17 protein-coding genes and 1 other annotated feature are annotated in these 22,797 nt (G+C 26.9%); of the genes, 2 read left to right on the plus strand and 15 right to left on the minus strand.

Going from position 1 to position 22,797, the window contains the following annotated elements; translation table 11 throughout:
- Positions 1-116: 116 nt before the first annotated feature.
- The 7 genes from ACQPVP_RS06670 to ACQPVP_RS06700 all read right to left on the minus strand — a co-directional run bounded on the left by ACQPVP_RS06670 (position 117) and on the right by ACQPVP_RS06700 (position 7,191).
- Complete coding sequence (locus tag ACQPVP_RS06670; RefSeq protein ID WP_430848373.1) at positions 117-1,391, minus strand: Gfo/Idh/MocA family protein; 1,275 nt, start codon at positions 1,389-1,391, stop codon at positions 117-119.
- A gap of 26 nt (positions 1,392-1,417) precedes the next feature.
- The gene (locus ACQPVP_RS06675) at positions 1,418-1,975 is read right to left on the minus strand and encodes an HD domain-containing protein (RefSeq protein ID WP_430848375.1); all 558 of its coding nucleotides are present in this window, start codon (positions 1,973-1,975) and stop codon (positions 1,418-1,420) included.
- Between the two features lie 150 nt (positions 1,976-2,125).
- Positions 2,126-2,707, minus strand: a complete 582-nt coding sequence (locus ACQPVP_RS06680) for a nitroreductase family protein (protein ID WP_430848377.1) — start codon at positions 2,705-2,707, stop codon at positions 2,126-2,128.
- A gap of 231 nt (positions 2,708-2,938) precedes the next feature.
- The gene (locus tag ACQPVP_RS06685; RefSeq protein ID WP_430848379.1) at positions 2,939-4,132 is read right to left on the minus strand and encodes a phosphoribosyltransferase domain-containing protein; all 1,194 of its coding nucleotides are present in this window, start codon (positions 4,130-4,132) and stop codon (positions 2,939-2,941) included.
- Positions 4,122-5,225 (minus strand): HpcH/HpaI aldolase/citrate lyase family protein, encoded by a 1,104-nt coding sequence (locus ACQPVP_RS06690; RefSeq protein WP_430848381.1) that lies wholly within the window; start codon positions 5,223-5,225, stop codon positions 4,122-4,124. The genes ACQPVP_RS06685 and ACQPVP_RS06690 overlap by 11 nt, the downstream gene beginning before the upstream one ends.
- A 226-nt stretch (positions 5,226-5,451) precedes the next feature.
- Positions 5,452-6,417, minus strand: a complete 966-nt coding sequence (locus tag ACQPVP_RS06695) for a tRNA dihydrouridine synthase (RefSeq protein WP_430848383.1) — start codon at positions 6,415-6,417, stop codon at positions 5,452-5,454.
- A gap of 159 nt (positions 6,418-6,576) precedes the next feature.
- Positions 6,577-7,191, minus strand: a complete 615-nt coding sequence (locus ACQPVP_RS06700; RefSeq protein WP_430848385.1) for an ECF transporter S component — start codon at positions 7,189-7,191, stop codon at positions 6,577-6,579.
- 163 nt (positions 7,192-7,354) lie between these two features.
- Positions 7,355-7,612: a binding site (T-box leader), on the plus strand.
- A gap of 48 nt (positions 7,613-7,660) precedes the next feature.
- Here ACQPVP_RS06700 and asnB point away from each other — a divergent pair.
- Positions 7,661-9,250, plus strand: coding sequence for an asparagine synthase B (gene asnB / locus ACQPVP_RS06705; RefSeq protein ID WP_430848387.1), 1,590 nt, complete (start codon positions 7,661-7,663; stop codon positions 9,248-9,250).
- 56 nt (positions 9,251-9,306) lie between these two features.
- On the opposite strand, the gene ACQPVP_RS06710 is transcribed toward asnB, so the two are convergent.
- The 8 genes from ACQPVP_RS06710 to ACQPVP_RS06745 all read right to left on the minus strand — a co-directional run bounded on the left by ACQPVP_RS06710 (position 9,307) and on the right by ACQPVP_RS06745 (position 20,831).
- The gene (locus ACQPVP_RS06710; protein WP_430848389.1) at positions 9,307-10,326 is read right to left on the minus strand and encodes a glycoside hydrolase family 130 protein; all 1,020 of its coding nucleotides are present in this window, start codon (positions 10,324-10,326) and stop codon (positions 9,307-9,309) included.
- A 44-nt stretch (positions 10,327-10,370) separates the two neighbouring features.
- Entirely contained in the window at positions 10,371-11,453 is a 1,083-nt protein-coding gene (locus ACQPVP_RS06715) for an electron transporter RnfD (RefSeq protein ID WP_430848391.1), read from the minus strand.
- Positions 11,454-11,466: 13 nt separating this feature from the next.
- Complete coding sequence (locus ACQPVP_RS06720; protein ID WP_430848393.1) at positions 11,467-12,573, minus strand: SGNH/GDSL hydrolase family protein; 1,107 nt, start codon at positions 12,571-12,573, stop codon at positions 11,467-11,469.
- A gap of 26 nt (positions 12,574-12,599) precedes the next feature.
- Entirely contained in the window at positions 12,600-13,997 is a 1,398-nt protein-coding gene (locus ACQPVP_RS06725; RefSeq protein ID WP_430848395.1) for a glycoside hydrolase family 1 protein, read from the minus strand.
- A 198-nt stretch (positions 13,998-14,195) separates the two neighbouring features.
- A complete protein-coding gene (locus ACQPVP_RS06730) occupies positions 14,196-16,910 on the minus strand; it encodes a glycoside hydrolase family 2 (RefSeq protein ID WP_430848397.1) in 2,715 nt (904 codons plus the stop codon).
- 320 nt (positions 16,911-17,230) lie between these two features.
- Positions 17,231-18,136 (minus strand): ROK family protein, encoded by a 906-nt coding sequence (locus ACQPVP_RS06735; RefSeq protein WP_430848399.1) that lies wholly within the window; start codon positions 18,134-18,136, stop codon positions 17,231-17,233.
- Between the two features lie 113 nt (positions 18,137-18,249).
- On the minus strand, positions 18,250-19,557 hold the full coding sequence (locus tag ACQPVP_RS06740; RefSeq protein ID WP_430848401.1) for an ABC transporter substrate-binding protein: 1,308 nt from the start codon (positions 19,555-19,557) through the stop codon (positions 18,250-18,252).
- 38 nt (positions 19,558-19,595) lie between these two features.
- A complete protein-coding gene (locus ACQPVP_RS06745) occupies positions 19,596-20,831 on the minus strand; it encodes a response regulator transcription factor (protein ID WP_430848402.1) in 1,236 nt (411 codons plus the stop codon).
- Between the two features lie 128 nt (positions 20,832-20,959).
- On the opposite strand from ACQPVP_RS06745, the gene ACQPVP_RS06750 reads away from it, so the two are divergent.
- Positions 20,960-22,735, plus strand: coding sequence for a sensor histidine kinase (locus tag ACQPVP_RS06750; RefSeq protein WP_430848404.1), 1,776 nt, complete (start codon positions 20,960-20,962; stop codon positions 22,733-22,735).
- The last annotated feature ends 62 nt before the right edge of the window (positions 22,736-22,797 follow it).

Raw genomic sequence — 22,797 nt, forward strand, 5'->3', positions numbered from 1 at the left:
TTTTTAAAATTACTTAAATAGTAATTTTTTCTATTTTAATTATAACACTTTACTTATAAATACAAAAATAACCAGAATTGCATCATTACATTTCTGGCTATTATTTCTTTTTATATTTAGCTTTTTATTTCTTTTTTAAAATCTTCTATTTCTATTCTTCTTTTTTCCAATCTAGACTTTTCACAAGCATATGACATAAGATGTGATTGAATTGATTGCTCTACACTTGTTCTAGGTTCTTTTCCTGAACCATTAACTACATTTATGAAATCTTCCATTAATCCTACATCTCCACCTCCATGGCCTCCTACTATTCTTTTAGGTTTTATTATTGTTATGTTAGATTCTGAATATTCATCTATTCCATGCTTTCTAACTATTATTTCATTATCTCTTGTATTTGCATAAATAGATCCCTTTGTTCCAAAAAGCATTGTTTCTCTAAACTGATTATGTGTAAATGCTGTTACAGTGAAAGTTCCCCTAACTCCATTTTTAAATTCCATCACAGCTACTTGATTATCACAAACATCATTATCTTCAACCTTCCACACACAAGTTCCATAATTTGTTTTATCTAATACTTCTTTAACTGTTTCATAAGTAGGATTTGCACATAATGTATTCACCGGCCATACATTTCTACAATTATCTAAATAAATTCTTTTGGCTGAAAATATACATTCCTCATTTAACTTACATTCTAAACACTTTTTTGCACTTTCTTTTGGAGCATTTTCTTTTTTAAAGTAATTTAAATCCCCACTTGAATAAACTGCTGTGCATTCATCATTTACAAGCCATGTAATAATGTCCATATCATGACAAGTTTTTGCTAGTATAAGTGGTGATGTTTCCTCAGAATTTCTCCAATTTCCTCTTACAAAGCTATGTGCCATATGATAATGTCCAATATTTTCTTTATGATCGAATCCAATTAAATCTCCAATTACTTTCTCATCAACTAATTCTTTAATTTTTTCAAAGAACTCTGTATATCTTAATACATGACATACCATAAGATTTACGCCATTTCTTTTAGCACATTCCTCTAAATCCAAGCATTCAAATGCATCTGGTGTCATAGGCTTTTCAAGTAAAACATCATACCCCAAATTTAATGCCTTAACTGTAGTCTTATAATGTTGCTTATCTTGATGTGCTACTATAATAGCATCACATACTTTCCCAAACTTAAAGAATTCATCTTCGTCTTCAAAACACATTTCTGAATTTATATTATGTTCTGCAGCTAATGCCTCTCTTTTATTAACATCTGGCTCTATAACAGCCACATACCTTATTTTATCTTGATTATTTAATACATAATTTCCATAAGCATGCCTTCCCCTAGAACCAGCACCTATAACAGCTACTTTTATACATCTCATAATACCACTCCCCTTATAATTTATATTTATTTTTCTATACTCCTTAAAGCTAGAATTGTTTCATTTATTAAATAATCTAAGTCCCATCCAAGCATATTTGCGCCTCTTTCAATTACATCTCTTGAACATCCAGCAGCAAACCCCTTGCTTTTATATTTCTTCTTAACAGACTTTAATTCTAAATCTTGAACACTTTTTGAAGGTCGCATTAGTGCTACTGCTCCTATTAGTCCTGTTAATTCATCAACAGCATAAAGTACTTTTTCCATTTTATGTTCTGGTTTAATATCCACTGTGATTTCATAACCATGGCTTGCTGTAGCATGTATAATTTCTTCACATATTCCTCTTTCTCTCATTATTTCCTGTTCTTTTATACAATGTTCTTGAGGAAATTTTTCAAAATCTAAATCATGAAGAAGTCCTGCTATTCCCCAAAATTCTTTTTCATCTCCATAACCTAATTTTTCTGCAAAATACTTCATAACACCTTCTACTGTTTCTGCATGTTGTATATGAAATTCTTCTTCATTATACTCTTTTAATAACTCCCATGCCTCTTCTCTTGAAATGTTACTGGTCATAAATAACCCTCCTACCCTAATTAAATTTATCTAAGTATTAATTTTTAATAATACTAATTATAACACTTTACAGTAAATACAAAAATAGCCAGAACTGTTTTATTACAATTCTGGCCATTATCTAGTTTTATATTTCACTTTTATGTTAATTTATTTTTCATTCTTCCCATCAATTACTGTAATTTTTTCAGATATTGAAGTTCTTGTACGTGCCTTAGGAGTCATATCTGGATATCCAACATGTAAAATTGCTGCAATCTTCTCTCCTGGCTTAGCCCCTACTCTCCCCCTAAAATCTGGTAAAGTAAGGTATGAATCAGTTTTCCAAAATACACCTATCCCTCTTTCCCATGCTGCAAGTTGGAAATTTTCAATTAATGCACTAGTAGCTGCATAATCTTCTTCTCTAATAAAAGGATTTTGATCTTCAGGCATTACTACAAGAATATGTGCTGGAATTGAAAGAAAATAATTTTTCATTTCCTCTGGGCTTTTTTTCATTTTTCCTCCCTTTGATATCACATCTACCATTACATCAGCTAATTCTTTAGTACCTTGTCCATTATAAATAACAAATCTCCATGGCTCTCTTAATTTATGATTTGGAGCCCAGCTTGCTACTTCTAATAAATCACTTAATAGTTCTGTTGATATAGCCTCTTCTTTAAACTTTCTTATTGTTCTTCTTTCACTTATTAATTTTGACATAGGGTATTCTACTGTCATATTCATCTTTCCTTCCTTTTTACATATATTCATTACTTATATAAATCCGTATTTTCTTAATTTGTTAGATATCTAACAATAAGACTATAATATAACTCTAAAATAACTATTTATAATATTTATTAAAAATAAATATTAATTGATATTTATTATCATTTATATAATTATAATACTATTTATTTTAAATTACAATAATTATTAATATTATTTAATAATTATTGTAATTTAAATTTATATTTATGGTTTTACTATAATTAAATTGTTAGTTAGCTTTATATTTAAATCATCTTCTGTAATTAAAATTACTTTCTCATAATCTTTTTCTATTCTAGACTTATTATAAAAATAATATTTAAACCCATTATGATAAAAACTACTTCTTTCATTAATTAAATAACTTATTTCATCACTACAATAAATAGGACTTCTTGTTGTGCTTTTAAAGTAAACCTCTCCTTTTAAATATGATGCTATTCTTGATGGAATATAGATATTTTCTCCATGCCCTAACACTAATATCTTTTTATTATCCCCTATTATTTCTTGAATTTTATTTGCTGCTTTAATACACTCTTCCTCAGTTTTTTTTATATCCTCAAAATCTACTCCAAATCTACCTGTAAATTTTAAATACTTTCCTTTTCTACTTAATATATTTAGATAATTTACCTTCATTGTTTCAGATAATATATTTTCTTTCTTATAACAATAAACATTATTATCTTCTACCTTAATCTCTCCTGATATTAAAGCTTTAACTTCTATTTCTACTTTATTCTTTCTTATAAAATCTTTATAGGAATTCCTCTGATCTATATTTCTCCAATCTAAAATAGTTAAAATTTCATATTTTCTAACACCTGTATTTCTTTTTAATTCTTTTATTATATTTAGCATCGATTTCCCTGTAGTAATTTCATCATCAACTAAAATTATTCTATCTGCCTCTCTTAATTTATAAATATCCTCTGGAAAACATTTATGGGTAGTTGCATGTGAATGTTCTTCTTCAAAGTTAAGAAATGACTTTATTCCTTCAATATTTTCTCTTGTGGTTGTAACATAATAAGAATTTTCTATTGCTGATGCTACTGCCATTCCTATGCCTGTAGCTGTTTCTGCAAATCCTATAACTACTAACTTTTCATTAGTTCTATAAGCTAACTTCATCACTTCATTAACTTTAATATTATTATCTTCATGATTTTCTATATAATTAATTAAGATACTTGTCCCTTTAGTTGTCCCTAAAATAGTTGAAACTAATAAAAAACCAGTAATTCTGCATATATTAGGTCTTACTTCTATATGCTTACCTAAAATCTTACTAATAAATAAAAAATTTCTTTTACTATTATTATCTCTATATCCTATAGAGACTAAATCATCTAAATTTAAGTTATAAATATTCTCTCTTATATTAATTTTCACTATTACGTCCTACCTCACTCAATAAATTATAATAACATACACCTTTGTTTAATACTCCAAAAGCCTTTGATCTATCAGAAATTTTTCTTGCCCAATTATAATGTGGTGAAATTTCAATCATTTTATTACTACTAGCCCCTTTAAATACTCCCCCAAGTTCTGATGAATTTAGTATATTCATAGCATCAATATAATCCTCATATTCTACCGAATGCAATAAATTTACATATATACATTGAGTAGGATGAATACTTGTCTTTCCACAAAATCCATTTTCTTTATCTAAGTCTATTTCTTTAATTAATCCCTTAACTTCTTTAGAATTAACATTTGATGAAAAATATTCAAATACAGAAGCTGAAATTACATACTCTTCATTACATCTTCCAAAAATATTCACTATATCACAAAGACAATCATTTATAACGGCAATATCATATATACTTCTTCTCACATCTCTTCTTAATCCAAACTTTGAAGAAAAATCAGTTCCTCCTACTCTAATATTTAAAATAGAATGTTTATACCTATCTATTAATTTCTTTAAATATAGAATTTCTTGAATTCTATTTTCTTTATATACTATTTCTTCACTTTCAAGAATAGGCATACCATAAATTTTTTCAGAAAATTCATTTTCTATAGTTTCTAAATGTCTTAAATAATATTCTCCATTTTCCTTATTAAACTTAGGAAATATGAACCCAGTAATTAGCTTCAATTGACCCTTAGATAACCTAGATGAAAAACTAATAAAATGAGAAACACTTCTCACCCTAATAAAAATCAATGGAATTATATTTTCATTAATATCTCCATTGATTAAATCATAACTTAATTTTTTTAAAGAACTTAAAACATTTTTTTCTCCAACTTCAACATCACTTTCTTTTATTGAATCCTCAAAACAAATTGTGATAGTACAAGTATCTTTAATTTTTCCTAATTTTATTTTGCTATATATATCCATTAATGCATTCATATATAAATTAGAGCCTACTGCATATTTTAATAAATCCTTATTAGTATATTTATTAAAATCCAGAGGCTCTTTAAAAAATTTATCATTACTAATACTTTTTAAATGTCTCATATTAACACCTTCACCCTTATAATAATTTGAAATTTTTAATTTATTCAAACTCAGGTAGCTATATGGTATTATATTTTTATTCATTACTTTTTATTCTGAAATAAATAAAAAACTAAAAAAAGAAATTATAAGGATATTACTGATAGAGTAACATCCTTATAATTTCTTAAATAGTAAAAAAGCTATATAGAATTTATAATACATTTTTCTATATAACCTTTAATATCTAATTATGACTACTAAATAAGCCAGCACCTTTCACTATGTCTTGTTCATCAAATAAATTTAATACTGCTTTATTATAATCATTTAACTTTTGTGACTTCTTTATCTTTTTAACATACTTCTTATTATTAGAAAATATATAAATCATATATCCCCAAAGTTCTTTCATTCTATATAAAGCAATATTATCATCTTTAAATACTTCTATGTAATTAAATAAAATATCATCATGAAACTCTTTTAATAATTCTTTATTCAATACTATATTATTATTTATTTCATTAATTAGCCCTGGATTTGCAAGTATTCCTCTTCCTAACATTAATTCATTTACTTCTGGAAAAGACTTTATAAAGTTTTTATAATCATCTGATGTAAAAATATCACCATTGTAACATATAGGATTAATACTTAAATTTATCGCATCTTTAAACACTTCTAAATTAGGCTTATTTCCATAAAAATCTTGCCTAGTTCTAGGATGGATTATAAGTTCTTCTATAGGATATTTATTGAAAATTTTAATTAATTCATAAAACTCTTCTGGACTATCCTTTCCTATTCTAGTTTTTATAGATATTTTTATATCATCTTTCTTATATATCTCTTCTAAGAAAATATCAAGTTCTTCTCTTTTAGCTAGGAATCCAGATCCTCTTCCTTTTGAGACAACTGTTCCAGATGGGCATCCTAAATTTAGATTTACTTCATTATAGCCTAACTGCTGTAATTTTATTGCAGTATTAATAAAGCCTTGTGAATCATTAGTAAGTATTTGAGGGACTATATTCATTCCTTGATTATTTTCAGGTAAAACATCTCTTAATTCTTTAGTCTTAAAACTTTTACTACTAGTTGGAACAATAAAAGGTGTAAAATATTTATCAATATTATGAAAAAACTTTTCATAAGAATTTCTATATACGTGTCCTGTAATTCCTTCCATTGGTGCTAAATAATACTTCATTTATTATCTCCTTTATAGTTAATCTAGAAATATTATATCAGCCTTCTTTTTTATCATCTACCTATTCTTAATTTTTTATAAAAACTAAAATAGAAATACTCCTATTATAATAGATAGTTTTTTACTTTATCTATCATAATAGAAGTATTTCTTTATTAGTTAAACCGGACTCTCTGTATTACTTTTCCCTACTGGTAATAATAATCCCGCTTTCTTTAATATTGGTCTTATTGAATTATAAATAATTACTACTAATATTGTAGAAACTACTGCATTTATAAATGTAGTAAAGGCACTTAATTTAGCCAAAATAACAGCTGCATCCTGAGGCTGTCCTAACAAATATTGCTTATAAAAGAACCCTACAACAGGATCTGCCACAACATTAAAAGCTAATCCTCCAATAGATGCAATAATGCTCCATCTAAAAATATATTTTTTATCATTGCTTTCACTTATCTTAGCAATTTTATGCGCAATTAATCCTGTAATCAATCCAATACATAATTTTAAAATAAATGTCTTAGGCGCTACAGTTATATATACTGGATCAAGTAAATCTGCAATTGTCATACCTATTGCGCCTGCTAATCCCCCATACCATCCTCCAAGTAATAGTGCAGCTAAAACACAAAATGCATTTCCAATATGAATTGAACTTGCATCTCCACTTGGTAGTGGAATTTTTATTTGTAAATAAGTAAATGATACAAAACATAATGCTGCTAATAATGCTGTTTGAATTAGTTTTTTAAACCTTATTTGATTATTCAAAGTAATTCCCCCTTGTATTTATAAAACTTATAATAAATTTTACAACTTAGTAGAAATCAAGTCAATTGTACCCATACAATTTATAACGTGCTATTTTTATAGTATTTTATATAAAAATATATTGACAAAGCATTTCCCATAATTTAGAATTAAAACAATTAATTGAAAAGCAATGATGGAGAGAAGTAGGAATAATAACCACCAACAGTGAGCTGGAGATAGTGTAAACCTAGCGGCAGGATTTTTTTGAATAACACTCCGTAGCTTCAAACTGAAATACAAAACAACTGTTATTTTTACAGGCTAATGTAAAGTAGGGGCGACGTATTCCATGCGTTATTTGGATACCAGTAATTGCTGGGAAGTGACCAATTATGGTAAATTAGGTGGCACCGCGGATAAGCATCAATTCGTCCTATTATTAAGATGAATTGATGCTATTTTTATATCTAAAAGGGGGCTTACTTTTATGTGTACAATTATGTGTTATACTGGAACAGATATTACTTGTGAAAAATTTGAAGGGTCGCTAAAGAGAACTAAATCCAGAGGCCCAGATATGACTAAAATTCTTAATTTACCATCTGGTATTTTTGGCTTTCAAAGACTTTCTATTATGGATTTAAGTAATAGTGGAATGCAGCCATTTACAAATAATAAAGATGCTGCAATATGTAATGGTGAAATTTATGGTTTCCGTGAAATAAAAAAAGGCCTAATAAAAAAAGGTTATAATTTTATTTCTGATAGTGATTGTGAAGTTTTACTTCCTATGTATTACGAATATGGATTAGATATGTTTTCAAAATTAGATGCAGAATTTGCAACTATTATTTATGATGGGGAAAAGGATAGTTATATTGCTGCTAGGGATCCAATTGGAATTCGTCCTCTATTTTATGGTTACTCTAAATCAGATAATATTATATTTGCAAGTGAAGCAAAAAATCTAGTTGGTTTAACTGATAAAATTATGCCATTTCCACCAGGGCATTATTATGATAATGGTGAATTTACATGTTATTGTGACATCAGTGAAGTAAAAGGTGAATACTTAAAAGATGACTTAGAAGTTATTTTCAAACAAATTCATGATAAATTAGTAACTGCTATAGAAAAACGTATGGATTCAGATGCACCTATAGGCTTCTTATTAAGCGGTGGTTTAGATAGTTCCTTAGTATGTGCTATAGCTAGAAAGTTATATCCTAATAAGCAAATTAAAACATTCTGCATAGGTATGACTGAAGATGCTATTGATTTAAGATATGCAAATGAAGTTGCTGATTATATAAATAGTGATCATACTGCTTTATACATGACTAAAGACGAAGTTATTGAATCCTTAGATAAAGTTATTAAAATTCTTGGAACCTATGATATTACAACAATAAGGGCAAGCATTGGAATGTATTTACTTTGCAAAAAGATACACGAAGTTTCAGATGTAAAAGTACTTTTAACTGGCGAAATTTCTGATGAGCTTTTCGGATATAAATATACAGATTTTGCTCCAAATTCAGAAGAGTTCCAAAGAGAATCTCAGAAAAGAATTAGAGAATTATTCATGTATGACGTACTTCGTGCAGATCGTTGTATAAGTTCAAATTCCTTAGAAGCGAGAGTTCCTTTTGGAGACTTAGATTTTGTAAAATATGTTATGTCAATCGATCCAGAGAAGAAGTTAAATAAATATAATATGGGAAAATACTTATTAAGACGTGCATTTGAAGGTGATTATCTTCCTCTTAATATCTTATATCGTGAAAAAGCAGCCTTTAGTGATGCTGTAGGCCATTCAATGGTAGATTATATAAAAGAATATTCTTCATCAAAGTACTCTGATGAAGAATTTGAAAATCTATGTGAAAAATATAGTTATCACTCAAAGCCATTTACAAAGGAGTCACTATTATATAGAGAAATATTTGAAAAATATTATTCAAATCAAGCTGAAATGATTGTAGACTTCTGGATGCCAAATAAATCTTGGGAAGGCTGTAATGTAAATGACCCTAGCGCAAGAGTTCTATCAAACTATGGTGATAGTGGCAAGTAAGTAATATAAATTTTTTCTACCTAAAAACCTATTCAGATTTTTAGGTAGAATTCCTACTATTTAAGTTCTATTTCATCTCCGTATACTAATTCTGAGTTTTCTTTTATATACTTAACTAATTCATCTATCTGTGTATATGCTACTGCTACATAAGTATCAGCTGCACCATAATAAATCGCTATTCTCCCAGTTTCTGAATCATGTAATGTTGCACAAGGGAATGCAACATTTGGAACAAATCCTGTTGTTTCATAATCTTTTTCTGGTGTTAATAAATAATCTCTTGTTCTGTATAATACTTTTGATGGATTTTCTTTATCTAATATTGCAGCTCCCATACTATATACAAATCCATTACAAGTTCCGGATACACCATGATAGAAGATTAACCATCCTTCTGATGTTTCTATAGGAGTTGCACCTCCACCGATTTTAGTTCCTTGCCACCATCCTGAACCACCTTTGCTCATGACTTTTCTATGTCTTCCCCAATGTACTAGATCTGGACTTTCACTTATAAAAATATCTCCAAAAGGAGTATGTCCACTATCACTTGGTCTACTTAAAAGTATATATTTTCCATTAATTTTTCTTGGAAATAACACTCCGTTTCTGTTAAATGGAATAAATGGGTTTTCAAGTCTAACAAACTCTTTGAAGTCCTTTGTTGTACCAATACCAAGAGCAGCTCCTCCAAAATCAGTACACCAAACAATATAATAAGTACCTTCTATTTTAACTAGTCTTGGATCATAAGAATAATATGGTTGATAATCATTTCCCTCTTCATCTTTCCAATGTATTTCTTTATCCTCAATATCCCAATCTAGTCCATCTTTACTTCTACCTACATGTAATTGTGGTTTGCCATTTTTATGATCTGCTCTAAAAATGCCAATAAATCCATCTTCATATGGTAATACTGCACTATTAAATATTCTTGCTGTTTTCTTTGTAGGGTTCCAATTTATAATAGGATTTCCTTCATGCCTCCATATTACTCCATCAAATCCCTCCGGTTTATCTTGCCAAGGCATATTGCTCAATTTATCTGCGAAAATTTTTACTTTGTCCATAATTAACCTCCAACCTTATCATTTAGTCTATTTTAAATCAAATTTTATTTCCAAATATCCTCACCAAAACTCTCTATAAAACTAGTAAGTTCACTAGCCATTTCTTCAGCTTCAGGTATTCTTATATGACCTGGAGTTCCAGATCCGTTTCTTTTAAACTTAAATCTAACTATTCTTTCATCATTTAAAGTTTCTACCATTTCATCAAGAGCATCATCCCAACCTTTACTATGACATAAAATAGTTGTTATAACTAAAAATAATGCATTAGGATATTTATTTCTTAAATCTTTTATTATATCAATATATTTAGATTTCCACATTTCTCTTTTATTTTTGTCTTCATCTATATAATTATCAGGATGAGCATCATTTTGTCCTAATGCCATAATTACTACATGTGGGATATATTTAGAAAAATCCCACTTATTGCAGTATCCTAACTCTGGGTTATATCTTAATTTATCATAGGTAAACTCTACTCCTAAATAACCTCTATCTGGATTAAAATATCCTGATCCATTCATTACTGCAATCCCACCTTGAGCATTATTATTAATTTCTGCTCCTAACTTTCTTGCTGTAATCATTGAGTATGAATACCATGAATTAGAATAAATACCTTCATGTCCTTCAGGGTCAACCTTTCCAACGTATTCTAAAGCTTCAGAAACTTCCCCTGCTGAAACTGAATCACCGAAGCACTCAATTCTTCTATTGCTATTTTCTATAGGTGATTTAACATAACATTCTTTATCTAATATAATTCCATAGAAATCAAAATAATGAGCTGAATCTGATCTCTTATATAAGACTAAATCATGTACCTTATTTTCTAATCCTTCAATAATATCTATAACTATAGCTTTATTATGTTCCTTAATTACTACTTTCCCTTCTATCCTATCATCGATAATATATCCAATAGCATTTTCATAATGATTATGATAGTTTTTAATTACTATTTTTAAGCTTCTTCCTGTAAATCTAACCCTTATATTACTTCCAGCATAAATAATAGTTGGTGCTTTTGGGTTATTAAAATCAATTCTCCCCATATACTGATAATTTTTATTATCTGCCTCTATTAATATATATTTATCTATATCAAATTCTTTTAACTCCATAAACCATCTACTCCTAAGATACTAAAAAACCCAATATTGATATTTGGGATATTTTATTTTCATTAATTACACTTATTTGAATTCTATGACTATCTAATTTTTCTTCCTCTAATAATAATTCTGTTGCCGAATAATCTCCCCATCCATTTTCAAAAAATGTATCTATTATAATTGGCTTATTTTCATCTACTATAACCTGTATTTTACCAGCTGTTTCTTTAATTGATTTTTTATATAATAAAAATATATTTTTTCCTCTAATTTCTACTTCTAAAGATGTTTTATCTTCTTTTTCCGAATCAAATTTCCATCCATCATGAAATACTTGAAAACCTTCTAAATCTTCATTAAAGCCTATATTTTCTATAACTTTTAAGTTTTTATTATTCTTTATAATTCCATTTATATATTTATCTCCAAAAACTACATCTCCAAGCTTAGTTTTTTCATCTTCTATATCTTCTAAGTTATTATAGATATTCTTCATAAAATCAATTAATAACTCAGATATTATGAAGTGACCATAATCATTAGGATGAACCTCATCCGTTGCTACATCCCCCCACTTTAAACTTCCTTTTGATATTTCATAATGAATAGCGTCTCTAAAGCTAATCATAGGAATATTATATTTTCTTCCTATTTGGATTTGTTGTTCTTGCACATTACTCCCATCAAAGTTGCTCATAAATATTTCTATTATTGCTGGAGGATTGTCTAGTGATAATACTCTTCTTACCAAACTTTCATATGCTACTTTGTCATAAATAGTCTTTTTATCGTTTACAGCAAAATCAATAAATAAAATATCTGGATTATATGATAAAACTTCTTTTTCAACTCTATGAACTCCTATTATTGAACCAGTTGCCCCAACCCCTGCATTAATACAACTTACATTAATATTACTAAATGTATTTTTGAACCATAAATAGGTTTTGCTTACATAACAATTTTCTTGTTTTGTTGAATTAAATCCTTGAGTTATAGATCCTCCTAAAAAAGCTATTGTTATGTCTTCTCCTCTTTTAGTTTTTTCAAAAACTTTAGCAAGTGCTGTCACACAGCCTCTACTAACTAAGGAATTCCTTATCATTTCTTCAGTTATAAAAAAATCCATATCTTTTCCTCCACATAAAATCAACATTAAAATCCGTTATTTTTTGATACTTCTTTAATCCACCTTCCTGATTTTTTTATTGTTTTCTTTTGAGTGTCTAAGTCTAATGCAATATATCCATACCTATTTTTATATGCATTACTCCAAGACCAACAGTCTATTGGAGTCCAAGAGTGATATCCAAAACAATTTGATCCCTCTTCTATTCCTTTATGCAGATATTGTAAATGTTCTTCTAAGAACTCAATTCTATAATCATCCTGAATTGATCCATCTTCATTTTTATATTTTTCTTCACCTTCAACACCCATTCCATTTTCAGAAATATACCATGGAATATTGTTATAGTTATCTCTTATATTTATAGCTATATCATACATACTTTGAGGATAAATCTCCCATCCCCTATATGGATTCATTCTCTTATTAGGCATATCATAGTAATCAAAGTACTTTTCTGGCATCCAACCTTTTGATTCATCAAACTCATACTCTTTAACTTTAACTCTTCTTGGTTGATAATAATTAACACCTAAAAAGTCAATTCTATTTTCTTTTATTATCTTAAGCTCTTCTTCTGTAGACTTCCATAATACTCCATCTTTATTTAAAAGATCCACTAAAAGACTTGGAAATTCTCCCTTTACTGCTGGGTCTAAGAATGAATAGTTAAACATAGTATCTGCTATTTTAGATGCCCTTAAGTCCTCTTCACTATTACTTCTTGGATATGCTGGAGTTAAATTAAGAACTATACCAATTTTTCCTCCATCCTTCTCACATTCAAGCTCTCTAAACTTTTTAATTGCTTTTGCTGATGCTAAATTTATATTATATAACACTTGAACTGCTTTCCTTCCATCTACTACTTTTGGATAATGGAATTGATATAAATATTGTCCTTCAACAACTACCATAGGTTCATTAAAAGTTGTCCAATATTTTACTCTATCTGAAAATAACTTAAATGCAGTTTCAGCAAATTTAACAAATAACTCTACTACATGTTTTGATTCCCATCCACCATATTTATTATATAATTCAACTGGTAAATCAAAGTGATGTAAGTTCATTACAGGAATCATTCCATTTTTTATTGTTTCATCTATAACATCATTATAAAATCTTACTCCATCTTCGTCTGGCTCACCAGTTTCTAAATCTTTTATAAGTCTTGTCCATTGAATAGATGTTCTAAAACTATTTAGTCCAATTTCTTTTAACATAGCTAAATCTTCTTTATAACTATTATAAAAATTTGATGTTACTTCTGGTCCAACTTTATCAAAAAAGGCTTCTGGCTCTACTTCATACCAATAATCAAATACACTTTTATGTGGCTTATTAAATGTTCCTTCACACTGTGGCCCTGATGTTGCCGATCCCCACCAAAATCCTTCTGGAAATGTATACTTATTACTCATTATTCTCTCTCCTTTGATTATAATAATTATTAAACTATATTTAATAAAATATATATTTCTATTATACAATGATAATGTTTACTTGCTATATTTTAATATTACTTGCTTATTATTTGTATATAATTCATATTAACTGTTTATTAAATTTTAATACTATAAATAAGTTATCAATTAAATATAATTTAGTTAATAAAATTTCTATTTTATAAAATTACATATCTCATCTATATCTAGAACTTCATTAGGGTTAAAGTTATCGCTATTCATATAATCTAATATACTAATTAAATATTGCTTTACCTCTGGATAATCTAAATTATTCATTATATCACTTGAACAAACCATTACCTTAGAATTAGCAACTTTACATTCAAATAATATTCCTAAGCTATTATTTCTATCAAAATTATCAATAACTCTTACTAATGGTTCATTAATTATTATTGAACTATCTAAGATCATTGGGCGAGAGTAGTATACAATCGGCCACCATTGCCAATTAGAATGATACTCTGTAGGAAAGTTATTAAAACATGGATGATTATCATCACATAATATTCCTAGTGTTCCAGGGGCCTTTTCTTTATTAAGAGATTCACATATACCTGCAAACATTGGATAACACCAAAAATCTGATGCAAAAAATCCATCTACACTTTTTTCTTTATTAATATTTGGCGCTATGATAAGAGATTTTTTTCCACTATTTATTTGTAATTTTATATCATTTATATTAGTTTTATCTACCTCAATTATATTCACTTCTCCATTATCATATTCTTTATCACTACCATATACCCATAGCGGATAGATATTGCTATACTCATTTAAACTAAGCCTTAAGTTTACTTTTGAAGATGTTTTTATCTTATCTAAATTAAACTCAACACTCCCAAGTTCATATAAATTCCCTCTTTTTGCAGATGTAATATTTACTGTTTTAGAATCAATAATTTTACCATCTGAAATTAAGCTTACTAATATTTCATCATTAACAAAATCTTTTTCTCCGTAATTATACAAAAGAACATCACATTTAAATATTTCATCTTTCGTCCATGAGTATTTATCAAATTTAGCTAGCAATACTGTATCATTACAGAAACTTCTCCATTCCTCTTCTGATATAATTCCCTTAGACTCCATAAATGCATTCAATATTCCAACTAATGCAGTTCCCTGTCCCGGAAAGTCTTGTATATCAAGTAATTGATATCCACTCAAATTCTTAGTTCTTTCTGCAGCCTCAATTTCCTCCTTATAACATAAAGTTGCTAATGCACCAGATGCTTTAAAAAACTTATCTGCTAAATGGCCTAATTTTTTTTCTTCTAATCTCTTCTTAAATACCTTTAAATTCTCTGGACTAACAACTCCAGTGTACTTATCTATTTCACTGTAATCTGGATACATTTGATATTGTCCTATCTCATGACTTATTACTGGAATATTTATATCTAGTAATTCATTTTCATAAGTTATTTCAGTGCTAGTAGCCTTCTCTGTTTGAATATGCCCAAGAGGTTTATCAGCGTGAGACATAGATCCTCTTATACTAACCCCTGGTTTTGTTGTAGTAGTTACAAAAAAGTCGTCTTCAACAGTTACCTCTGGATCATAAAATCTGTTGTTAGAACCTTGTGTATATAATATATCTCTCCTAACTTTTTTAAAGTGTCTAATTATATCTTCAAATGCTTTATTTTTTCCATGAAGCTCATTTCCAATTGCAAACATTATAAAAGATGGATGGTTTCCATACTCTCTTAATATATTTTCACCTTCATTTTTTATATAATTTAGAACTTTTGAATCGCATTCATCATCCTCCATGTCATAAAGTCTAGTTGCAAAAAATCCAAGTTCTGGCTGTATATATACTCCAACAATATCAGCAGCTGTAAAGGCAGCTTCTGGAGGACACCATGTGTGAAACCTATAGTGATTTATTCCATATCTTTTAGCTTTTTTAAATACTGAACACCATTCTTCTACATTCATAGGTGCATATCCTGTTATAGGAAAAACACAAGCATCATGTTTCCCTCTCAAATTACCTTTAATTCCATTTATAATAAAACTTCCATTAATACTCTTAAAATCACAAAACCCTATAGCTTTCTTAACCTTATCTATTATCTTCCCATGGCACTTCACTTTTACTTCAATATCATATATATTATGGTTAAATTCATCCCATTGCCTAATATCATCATTTATATCATAAATTAATTTAAAAACATTTTTTCCAGATTCAACTTCAATTTTATATTTCTTCTCTCCCATAACATTATTATCATCATTTAAATTTACTAAAATATCGATATTTTGATATTCCTTATAATCATTATTAATTTTCATTTCAACTTCTACTGTTTTCTCGTTATGATTATTTATTAAAACTACTTCCTCAATATATACTTTATTTAAAGTCCTTATATATATTTCTCCTAAAATACCATTCCAATTAGTTTGAGTATTATCAGTAAATTGATGTGAATCTATCACTTCTTTTGGTATATATTCATTATTAAATAGATCATTATTAACATGAACCTCTAATATATGTTCCCCAACAGATAATTGGCTTATTATATACTTTTGAGGAACAATAGTATTATTATTTTCCCCAATAAATATCCCATCAATATATACCTTTGATGGTTTAGTTCTCTCCATAAATAGCTCTAAATCTTTTTCTGAGAATTCTTCAGTTATATTTATAAATTTTCTATATATAGCAGTTCCATTATATAAATATCTTCTAGTTAAATATCCTAATTCTTTATTCTCATTTTTTTTACCAATTTTATTTTCTTCTGTTGTAGATGGTAAAACTATATCATAAATTTTTTCATCTGCATTTTCTTTTAACTCCACTTGCCACTTTCCATGTAATGATATATTGCCCATAACTTCTCCTCCATTAAATAATAAAATTCTCATTCGAAATTTCACAAAACCTATTAAAATGTTTACATTGAAATTTCTTATTTTATACTTTACAATTATAAAACTCAAAACTCAATCTTATATTAATATAAACTTTATTTTTGTATATATTTTCTTGATTTAAGTATATATTCGTATAAATCTTTTAGACTCCCTTAAATTAATATAATTTAAAAGGTGTATAAGTAAATCAAATTATCTACTTATACACCTTCTATCTAAGCTATATATTAAAAATATTTCTTAATTATTTTACTGTTTATTTCCATTAGGCTTTGTACTTATATTAAATTTTGTTTTTGTAAAAAGTTATATAAAGCTCCTAATTTATTTGCATCATTTCCATACTTACAAATCCTAACTACTGGTCTTATTGTAGCATCTGAATTAGAATTCTTAATTTCATCTATTTTCTTATTTACTTCCTCTAAGAATCCATCTCTTTCACAAATAGCACCACCTAAAATTATAACCTCTGGATCATAGGTATATTGAATATTATATATACCTATAGCCATATACCTGAAAAATCTATTTACTTCTTCTATTGCTATTTCATCACCATTATCATATAACTCAAAGGCTTTTATTCCATTAAAGTTATCCATACTTATTCCCTTTCTATCTGCAATAAACTTTGTTACCGCAAAAGTTGAACCAGCACTACTCCATGATAAATATTTTTGATTATAAACATCTATATCCACTAAGCAATATCCAAATTCACCTCCATGTTTATGAACACCTGAATGTATTTTTTTATCTTTTACTAATGCCCCACCTATTCCTGTTCCGCAAACAACAAAAGCACAATCATTTTCATTCTTAGCTGCTCCAATCCAACATTCACCTAATGCCGCACAATTTGCGTCATTTTCTATTTCAACTGGTAGGCTTGTCATTTTATTTAATACTTCTTTAAAATTTGGACCATGTATATAAGGTAACGCACTCATTCCTCCAATAATTCCTGCTTCATTATCTACTGCACCTGGTGCACTTAATGCAATACCTTCTAGATTGTATTTATACTTTAGCTCATTCACCTTATTAGATAATTCATAAAAAAATTCTTCTATTGTTTCAGATATACCTATTTTCCCACTAATTAATATACCACCTATATTATTAATCACAGACCATTTTACCGATGATCCTCCTATATCAAACACTATATAATTATTCATTTAAGCTCCCCCTTTTAAACGTTTTCTAGGATTTGATTTCAGTATATCTACATAAAAATATCTTGTCTATAATTCATATTAATATTTGTAAAATTTATCTTAAAATCTTAAAATTAGTCTACTAATTTGTTTTTATACTCATTCCACTTTCTATTCATTTCATCAATTATTTGTTCTTTATTATCTGATATAACATACTTTTGTATAAAAGAATAATCTAAGTTAACTGTTCTTCTTAAAGTATCATATTTGAAATGTACATTTTCCTTATCCTTATATTGGGATTCTACTTCACCATCAAAGGTTATAATAGGAATATTGAAACCTTCTATTTCTGTGAAAAATTCTTTATTTCCCTCACTATCTTTTAATGGAGATACTATATTCACTGCATTTGCATACCTACTTTCTTCAAATAGAAACTTTAAAAACTCTTTTGCTACATCTGGATATTTAGTATTTTTTGATATTGCCATTTTATAATCTCCAAAAATCTTTATAGTACTACTCCCTGGAAATGGAAACATTCCTATATCATTCATATCCATTCCTATATCATTTAACTGATATTTAAAATCAGAGCTTAAAAATAACATAGCAATTTTTCCATCTTTCATATCATTTTTAGTTTCATTCCATTGATAGTTTAATAAATCCTCTTCACAATATCCATTTTGTACAATACTTCTTACAAACTCTAATGACATAAACATTCCACTTTTCTCACCTAATATATCAACGTCATCTTTAATAACCTTATCTTCTAAGTCTTCATCAAATATATATGGTACTATTTCTACCCAAGGCTTAATTCTCCATGAATCTCTATAGTTTATTATAATTGGTGTTATTCCTTTTTCTTTTATTATTTCACATAACTTCAAAAATTCTTCTTTTGTTTTAGGATAGGCATCAATATTTAATTCATTAAAAACTTTTTTATTGTAAATTATTCCATTCCAATTTATAGATGTCATTAATCCATAAACTTCTCCCTTATCATCTAAACCAAGACCATAATTATAAATATTATTACTATTAAATCCTAAATCATCTAATTTTAAAAAGTATTTATCATATTCACTTGTTTTTATCGATGATGGAACTAATGTTACATCTGGTAAATCTTCAACGGTTGCTTTTCTTTGAAGTATTTCTTCCGGATCTCCAATTAATTCTAAATTTATATTTACCTTAGGATGTAGCTCTTCAAATTCTTCTATTAGTAAATTTAATTCTTCGCTTTTATCTGTTCTATTACTTACAAAGCTTATTGTTCCTTCTAATTCCTTATTTATAATACCATCTTCATCAATTATTATATTATCATCCTTAGCAATCTGATTCAATAATACTGCTGTAGTGCAAATTCCAAAAATACCCAAAGCAACAAAAGCCTTTATTTTAGTATTCTTTCTCATAAATATACCTCTTTCATATAATAAAATATTTGCTTAACTTATTTATTGCAATTTCTAAAGCTATTTGGTGTTTCACCTGTTATCTTCTTAAATGCTCTTCCAAATGTTATTGAATCACTATATCCAACATTTTCAGCCACTTCATATACCTTTAAATTAGTTTTTGTTAATAAATCTTTAGCAATATTTACTCTATATCTTGATAAAAAATCATAAAAACCTTCTCCTGTTTCTTTCTTAAATAATTCTGACAAATAATTTTGACTCAAAAATACTTTATCAGCTACTTCTTTAAGAGTTATATTCTTATTAAAATTATCAATTATGTACTGCTTGGCCAATTTTATTGCTATTAAATTTGTTTTTTTACTTTCACTTTTATCACTTATTGATAAATCATCTTCTAAATTCAGCAAATATTTTCTAACTTTACTATTAGATGATATCGTATTTTTTATTTTTCTAAATTTCTTAGATTGTTCCTTAAGTTTCCATACTTTATCTATCTCTTGAATTATATACACATTGTTATTATTTTTAATAAATATATCTACATTTTCTTCTATGTATTCATTTAACCTATCTATATAATTATTTTTACTAGAATCTAAATAAAATATAATATATATGCTATCCTCAAAATTAAATGATAAATATTCAATACTTTTAAACCTTTCAAGTATAACTTTTATAAAATTACTTACTAATGACCTATCATTATTTTTATCTCTATCTACAATTATCATCTTATAAATATAATTCTCATTTAATTGTATATTTTCAAATAATAATTTATTAGCCCTATTACTTGTATCTACATTCGCAAATAATAGATTTTTAAAGAAATCCTTTTTTAAAATATCTATTGATTTATTTAATATTTTTTCTTTTTTACTATTTTCTCTTATTTTAAGTTCTGCCTCTTCTATTACTATTTTAAGTTCATCTTGGTTAATAGGTTTTAATAAATAATTAAATGCACCTGATTTCATAGTATCCCTAACATATGTAAATTCATCATATCCACTTAATACTATAAATATAGGAGGTTTTTCTAATTCCCTAATAGCATTTTCTATTAACTGTGTTCCTGTCATTATTGGCATTTTTATATCTGTAATAACCAAATCTATCTTATTTTCTTTTAAATATTCTAATGCTATTAATCCATTTTGGAAATCTGAGACCACCTCATGCTGATCAAATAACCTTTTTAATATTTTAGTTAATCCCATTCTAATTATTTTGTCGTCATCAACTATCAATATCCTCATATGTTCTCCCTAATATTGAAAATTTCTAATATTTAATATATATTAATATTATATATTAAATGTTTACATAATTAAATAAGTTTATATTTAAAATTTTTTGAATATAACTATTTATTATTGGAGGATGTATGAAAATTTTTAATAAATACTTATCTATAAAAAAATTAACCATCTATATATTTACAATAATTTATTTAATTTTTTTCTTATTGACTACATTAAATTTATATTATTATTCAAAGTCTGAATTTAATAAAACAGAAAAGCTTATTAAAAACTCCAATACTAGTTTAAGTCAGCAAATAACTGAAAAAATTAATAATATTTTAGATATATCTAAATATCCACTTCTTATACCCGAAATAGATAGATTACATGATATATTAAAAACAAATGAAAACTATAATATAGATAATTATAATTTTTTAAAATATCTTTGTGAAATGATACTAATTCAAAACGATTCAATTAACGGGTCATACATTTATGACTTAAAGGGACGTGGGGTTTTTACTACCAGAAATAGCCCTAATGATAAATTAATAAATCCTACATTATCTGAATGGTTTATAAAAAGTATAGAATCTGATAATTCTACTTCTATTTTTAGTAATATTAATCCTAATAGTATATTTGAAAATCCTTCATCTAACGACGAAAATTTATTGGTAGTAACTAGAAAAATTATAGATATTAGTACAAATCAAATGTCAGGTTTATTAATGGTTACAATACCTTTAGATAATTTTTTAAGTTTGTTAAATAATAGTATAGCCTTTAACAATCAAGTTCTTTCAATCTATGATTCAACTGGTGAGCTAATAACTGAAACTAAAAAAAATCCATTGCTAAATAGTATTTACCAACATGATTATCTTATTACTACTAATCCTATTCCTAGTATTGAATATATGCATAGTGATACTAATTATATAGTAACTTATAACTATATACCAGCTTGTAATTGGATACTTATAAATACTATACCTAAATATGAAGCATTTATGTTAAACACTTTATATATTATGATCTTTATTATAAATTTAATATTTTTCTTAGTTGTATCTATTATTCTTTACTACTTCTTAACGAAAAGAATATTTACCCCTATTGAACTATTATCTAGAAATATGAAATCTAATAACTTAGAAGAAAATCTAAATAAAGAAATATTTTACGATAAAAATGATGAAATAGGTGTATTAGTAAAATCTTATAATAAAATGAAAAGTCATATAAATTATTTAATTAACATTAACTATAAGACTCAAATTGAGCAAAAAGAATTAGAACTTCGACAATTACAAAATCAAATAAATCCTCACTTCATATATAATACTTTAGAGTCTATCCATATGATGGCTGAGATAAATGATGATATGGAGACATCAATTATGGCAGAATATTTTGGTGCAATAATTAGATATAGCATGAATCGTAGGATTAATACTGTAACCTTAAAAGAAGAAATTAAAATTATAGATAATTATATATATCTACAAAAAATAAGATTTGATCAATTATTCAATATTGAAAATATGATTCCTGAAGAATTATTAGACTGTGAAATAATAAAAATGATTATTCAACCTTTAATTGAAAATGCAATTTATCATGGTCTAAGTGAATGTAGTGGAGACGGTAAAATAATAATTCAAGGTGTAAAAGTTGATAATAATCTTTTATTAACTATATCTGACAATGGAATTGGAATTTCTGAAGAAATACTAAAGGATTTAAATAACTATATAAATGATAAAAATAATAATTTTAATGGTGTTGCTTTGAGAAATATCAATAGAAGATTAAAGCTTAACTATGGTGAAAATTATGGCCTAGAGATATTTAGTATTGAAGGAAAAGGAACTTCAATGGTGTTAACATTACCATTCATAGTTAAATAGTACTGTACTTATATATAATTTTGCTTATATTTAGTTATTCCACTCCAAACCATAACCAAATT

The organism is Clostridium nigeriense, assembly GCF_050585265.1.
Classification (GTDB): Bacteria; Bacillota; Clostridia; order Clostridiales; family Clostridiaceae; genus Clostridium; species Clostridium nigeriense_B.

What these genes read in the sequence shown, in the direction of transcription:
- ACQPVP_RS06735 (WP_430848399.1), bottom strand. Translation starts at nt 18,136, where the DNA reads ATGAATAATTATATAGTGTTTGATATAGGAGGATCATCGGTAAAATGG.
- ACQPVP_RS06750 (WP_430848404.1), top strand. Translation starts at nt 20,960, where the DNA reads ATGAAAATTTTTAATAAATACTTATCTATAAAAAAATTAACCATCTAT.
- ACQPVP_RS06695 (WP_430848383.1), bottom strand. Translation starts at nt 6,417, where the DNA reads ATGAAGTATTATTTAGCACCAATGGAAGGAATTACAGGACACGTATAT.
- ACQPVP_RS06730 (WP_430848397.1), bottom strand. Translation starts at nt 16,910, where the DNA reads ATGGGCAATATATCATTACATGGAAAGTGGCAAGTGGAGTTAAAAGAA.
- ACQPVP_RS06715 (WP_430848391.1), bottom strand. Translation starts at nt 11,453, where the DNA reads ATGGAGTTAAAAGAATTTGATATAGATAAATATATATTAATAGAGGCA.
- ACQPVP_RS06745 (WP_430848402.1), bottom strand. Translation starts at nt 20,831, where the DNA reads ATGAGGATATTGATAGTTGATGACGACAAAATAATTAGAATGGGATTA.
- ACQPVP_RS06710 (WP_430848389.1), bottom strand. Translation starts at nt 10,326, where the DNA reads ATGGACAAAGTAAAAATTTTCGCAGATAAATTGAGCAATATGCCTTGG.
- ACQPVP_RS06680 (WP_430848377.1), bottom strand. Translation starts at nt 2,707, where the DNA reads ATGAATATGACAGTAGAATACCCTATGTCAAAATTAATAAGTGAAAGA.
- ACQPVP_RS06725 (WP_430848395.1), bottom strand. Translation starts at nt 13,997, where the DNA reads ATGAGTAATAAGTATACATTTCCAGAAGGATTTTGGTGGGGATCGGCA.
- ACQPVP_RS06675 (WP_430848375.1), bottom strand. Translation starts at nt 1,975, where the DNA reads ATGACCAGTAACATTTCAAGAGAAGAGGCATGGGAGTTATTAAAAGAG.
- asnB (WP_430848387.1), top strand. Translation starts at nt 7,661, where the DNA reads ATGTGTACAATTATGTGTTATACTGGAACAGATATTACTTGTGAAAAA.
- ACQPVP_RS06720 (WP_430848393.1), bottom strand. Translation starts at nt 12,573, where the DNA reads ATGGATTTTTTTATAACTGAAGAAATGATAAGGAATTCCTTAGTTAGT.
- ACQPVP_RS06670 (WP_430848373.1), bottom strand. Translation starts at nt 1,391, where the DNA reads ATGAGATGTATAAAAGTAGCTGTTATAGGTGCTGGTTCTAGGGGAAGG.
- ACQPVP_RS06740 (WP_430848401.1), bottom strand. Translation starts at nt 19,557, where the DNA reads ATGAGAAAGAATACTAAAATAAAGGCTTTTGTTGCTTTGGGTATTTTT.
- ACQPVP_RS06690 (WP_430848381.1), bottom strand. Translation starts at nt 5,225, where the DNA reads ATGAGACATTTAAAAAGTATTAGTAATGATAAATTTTTTAAAGAGCCT.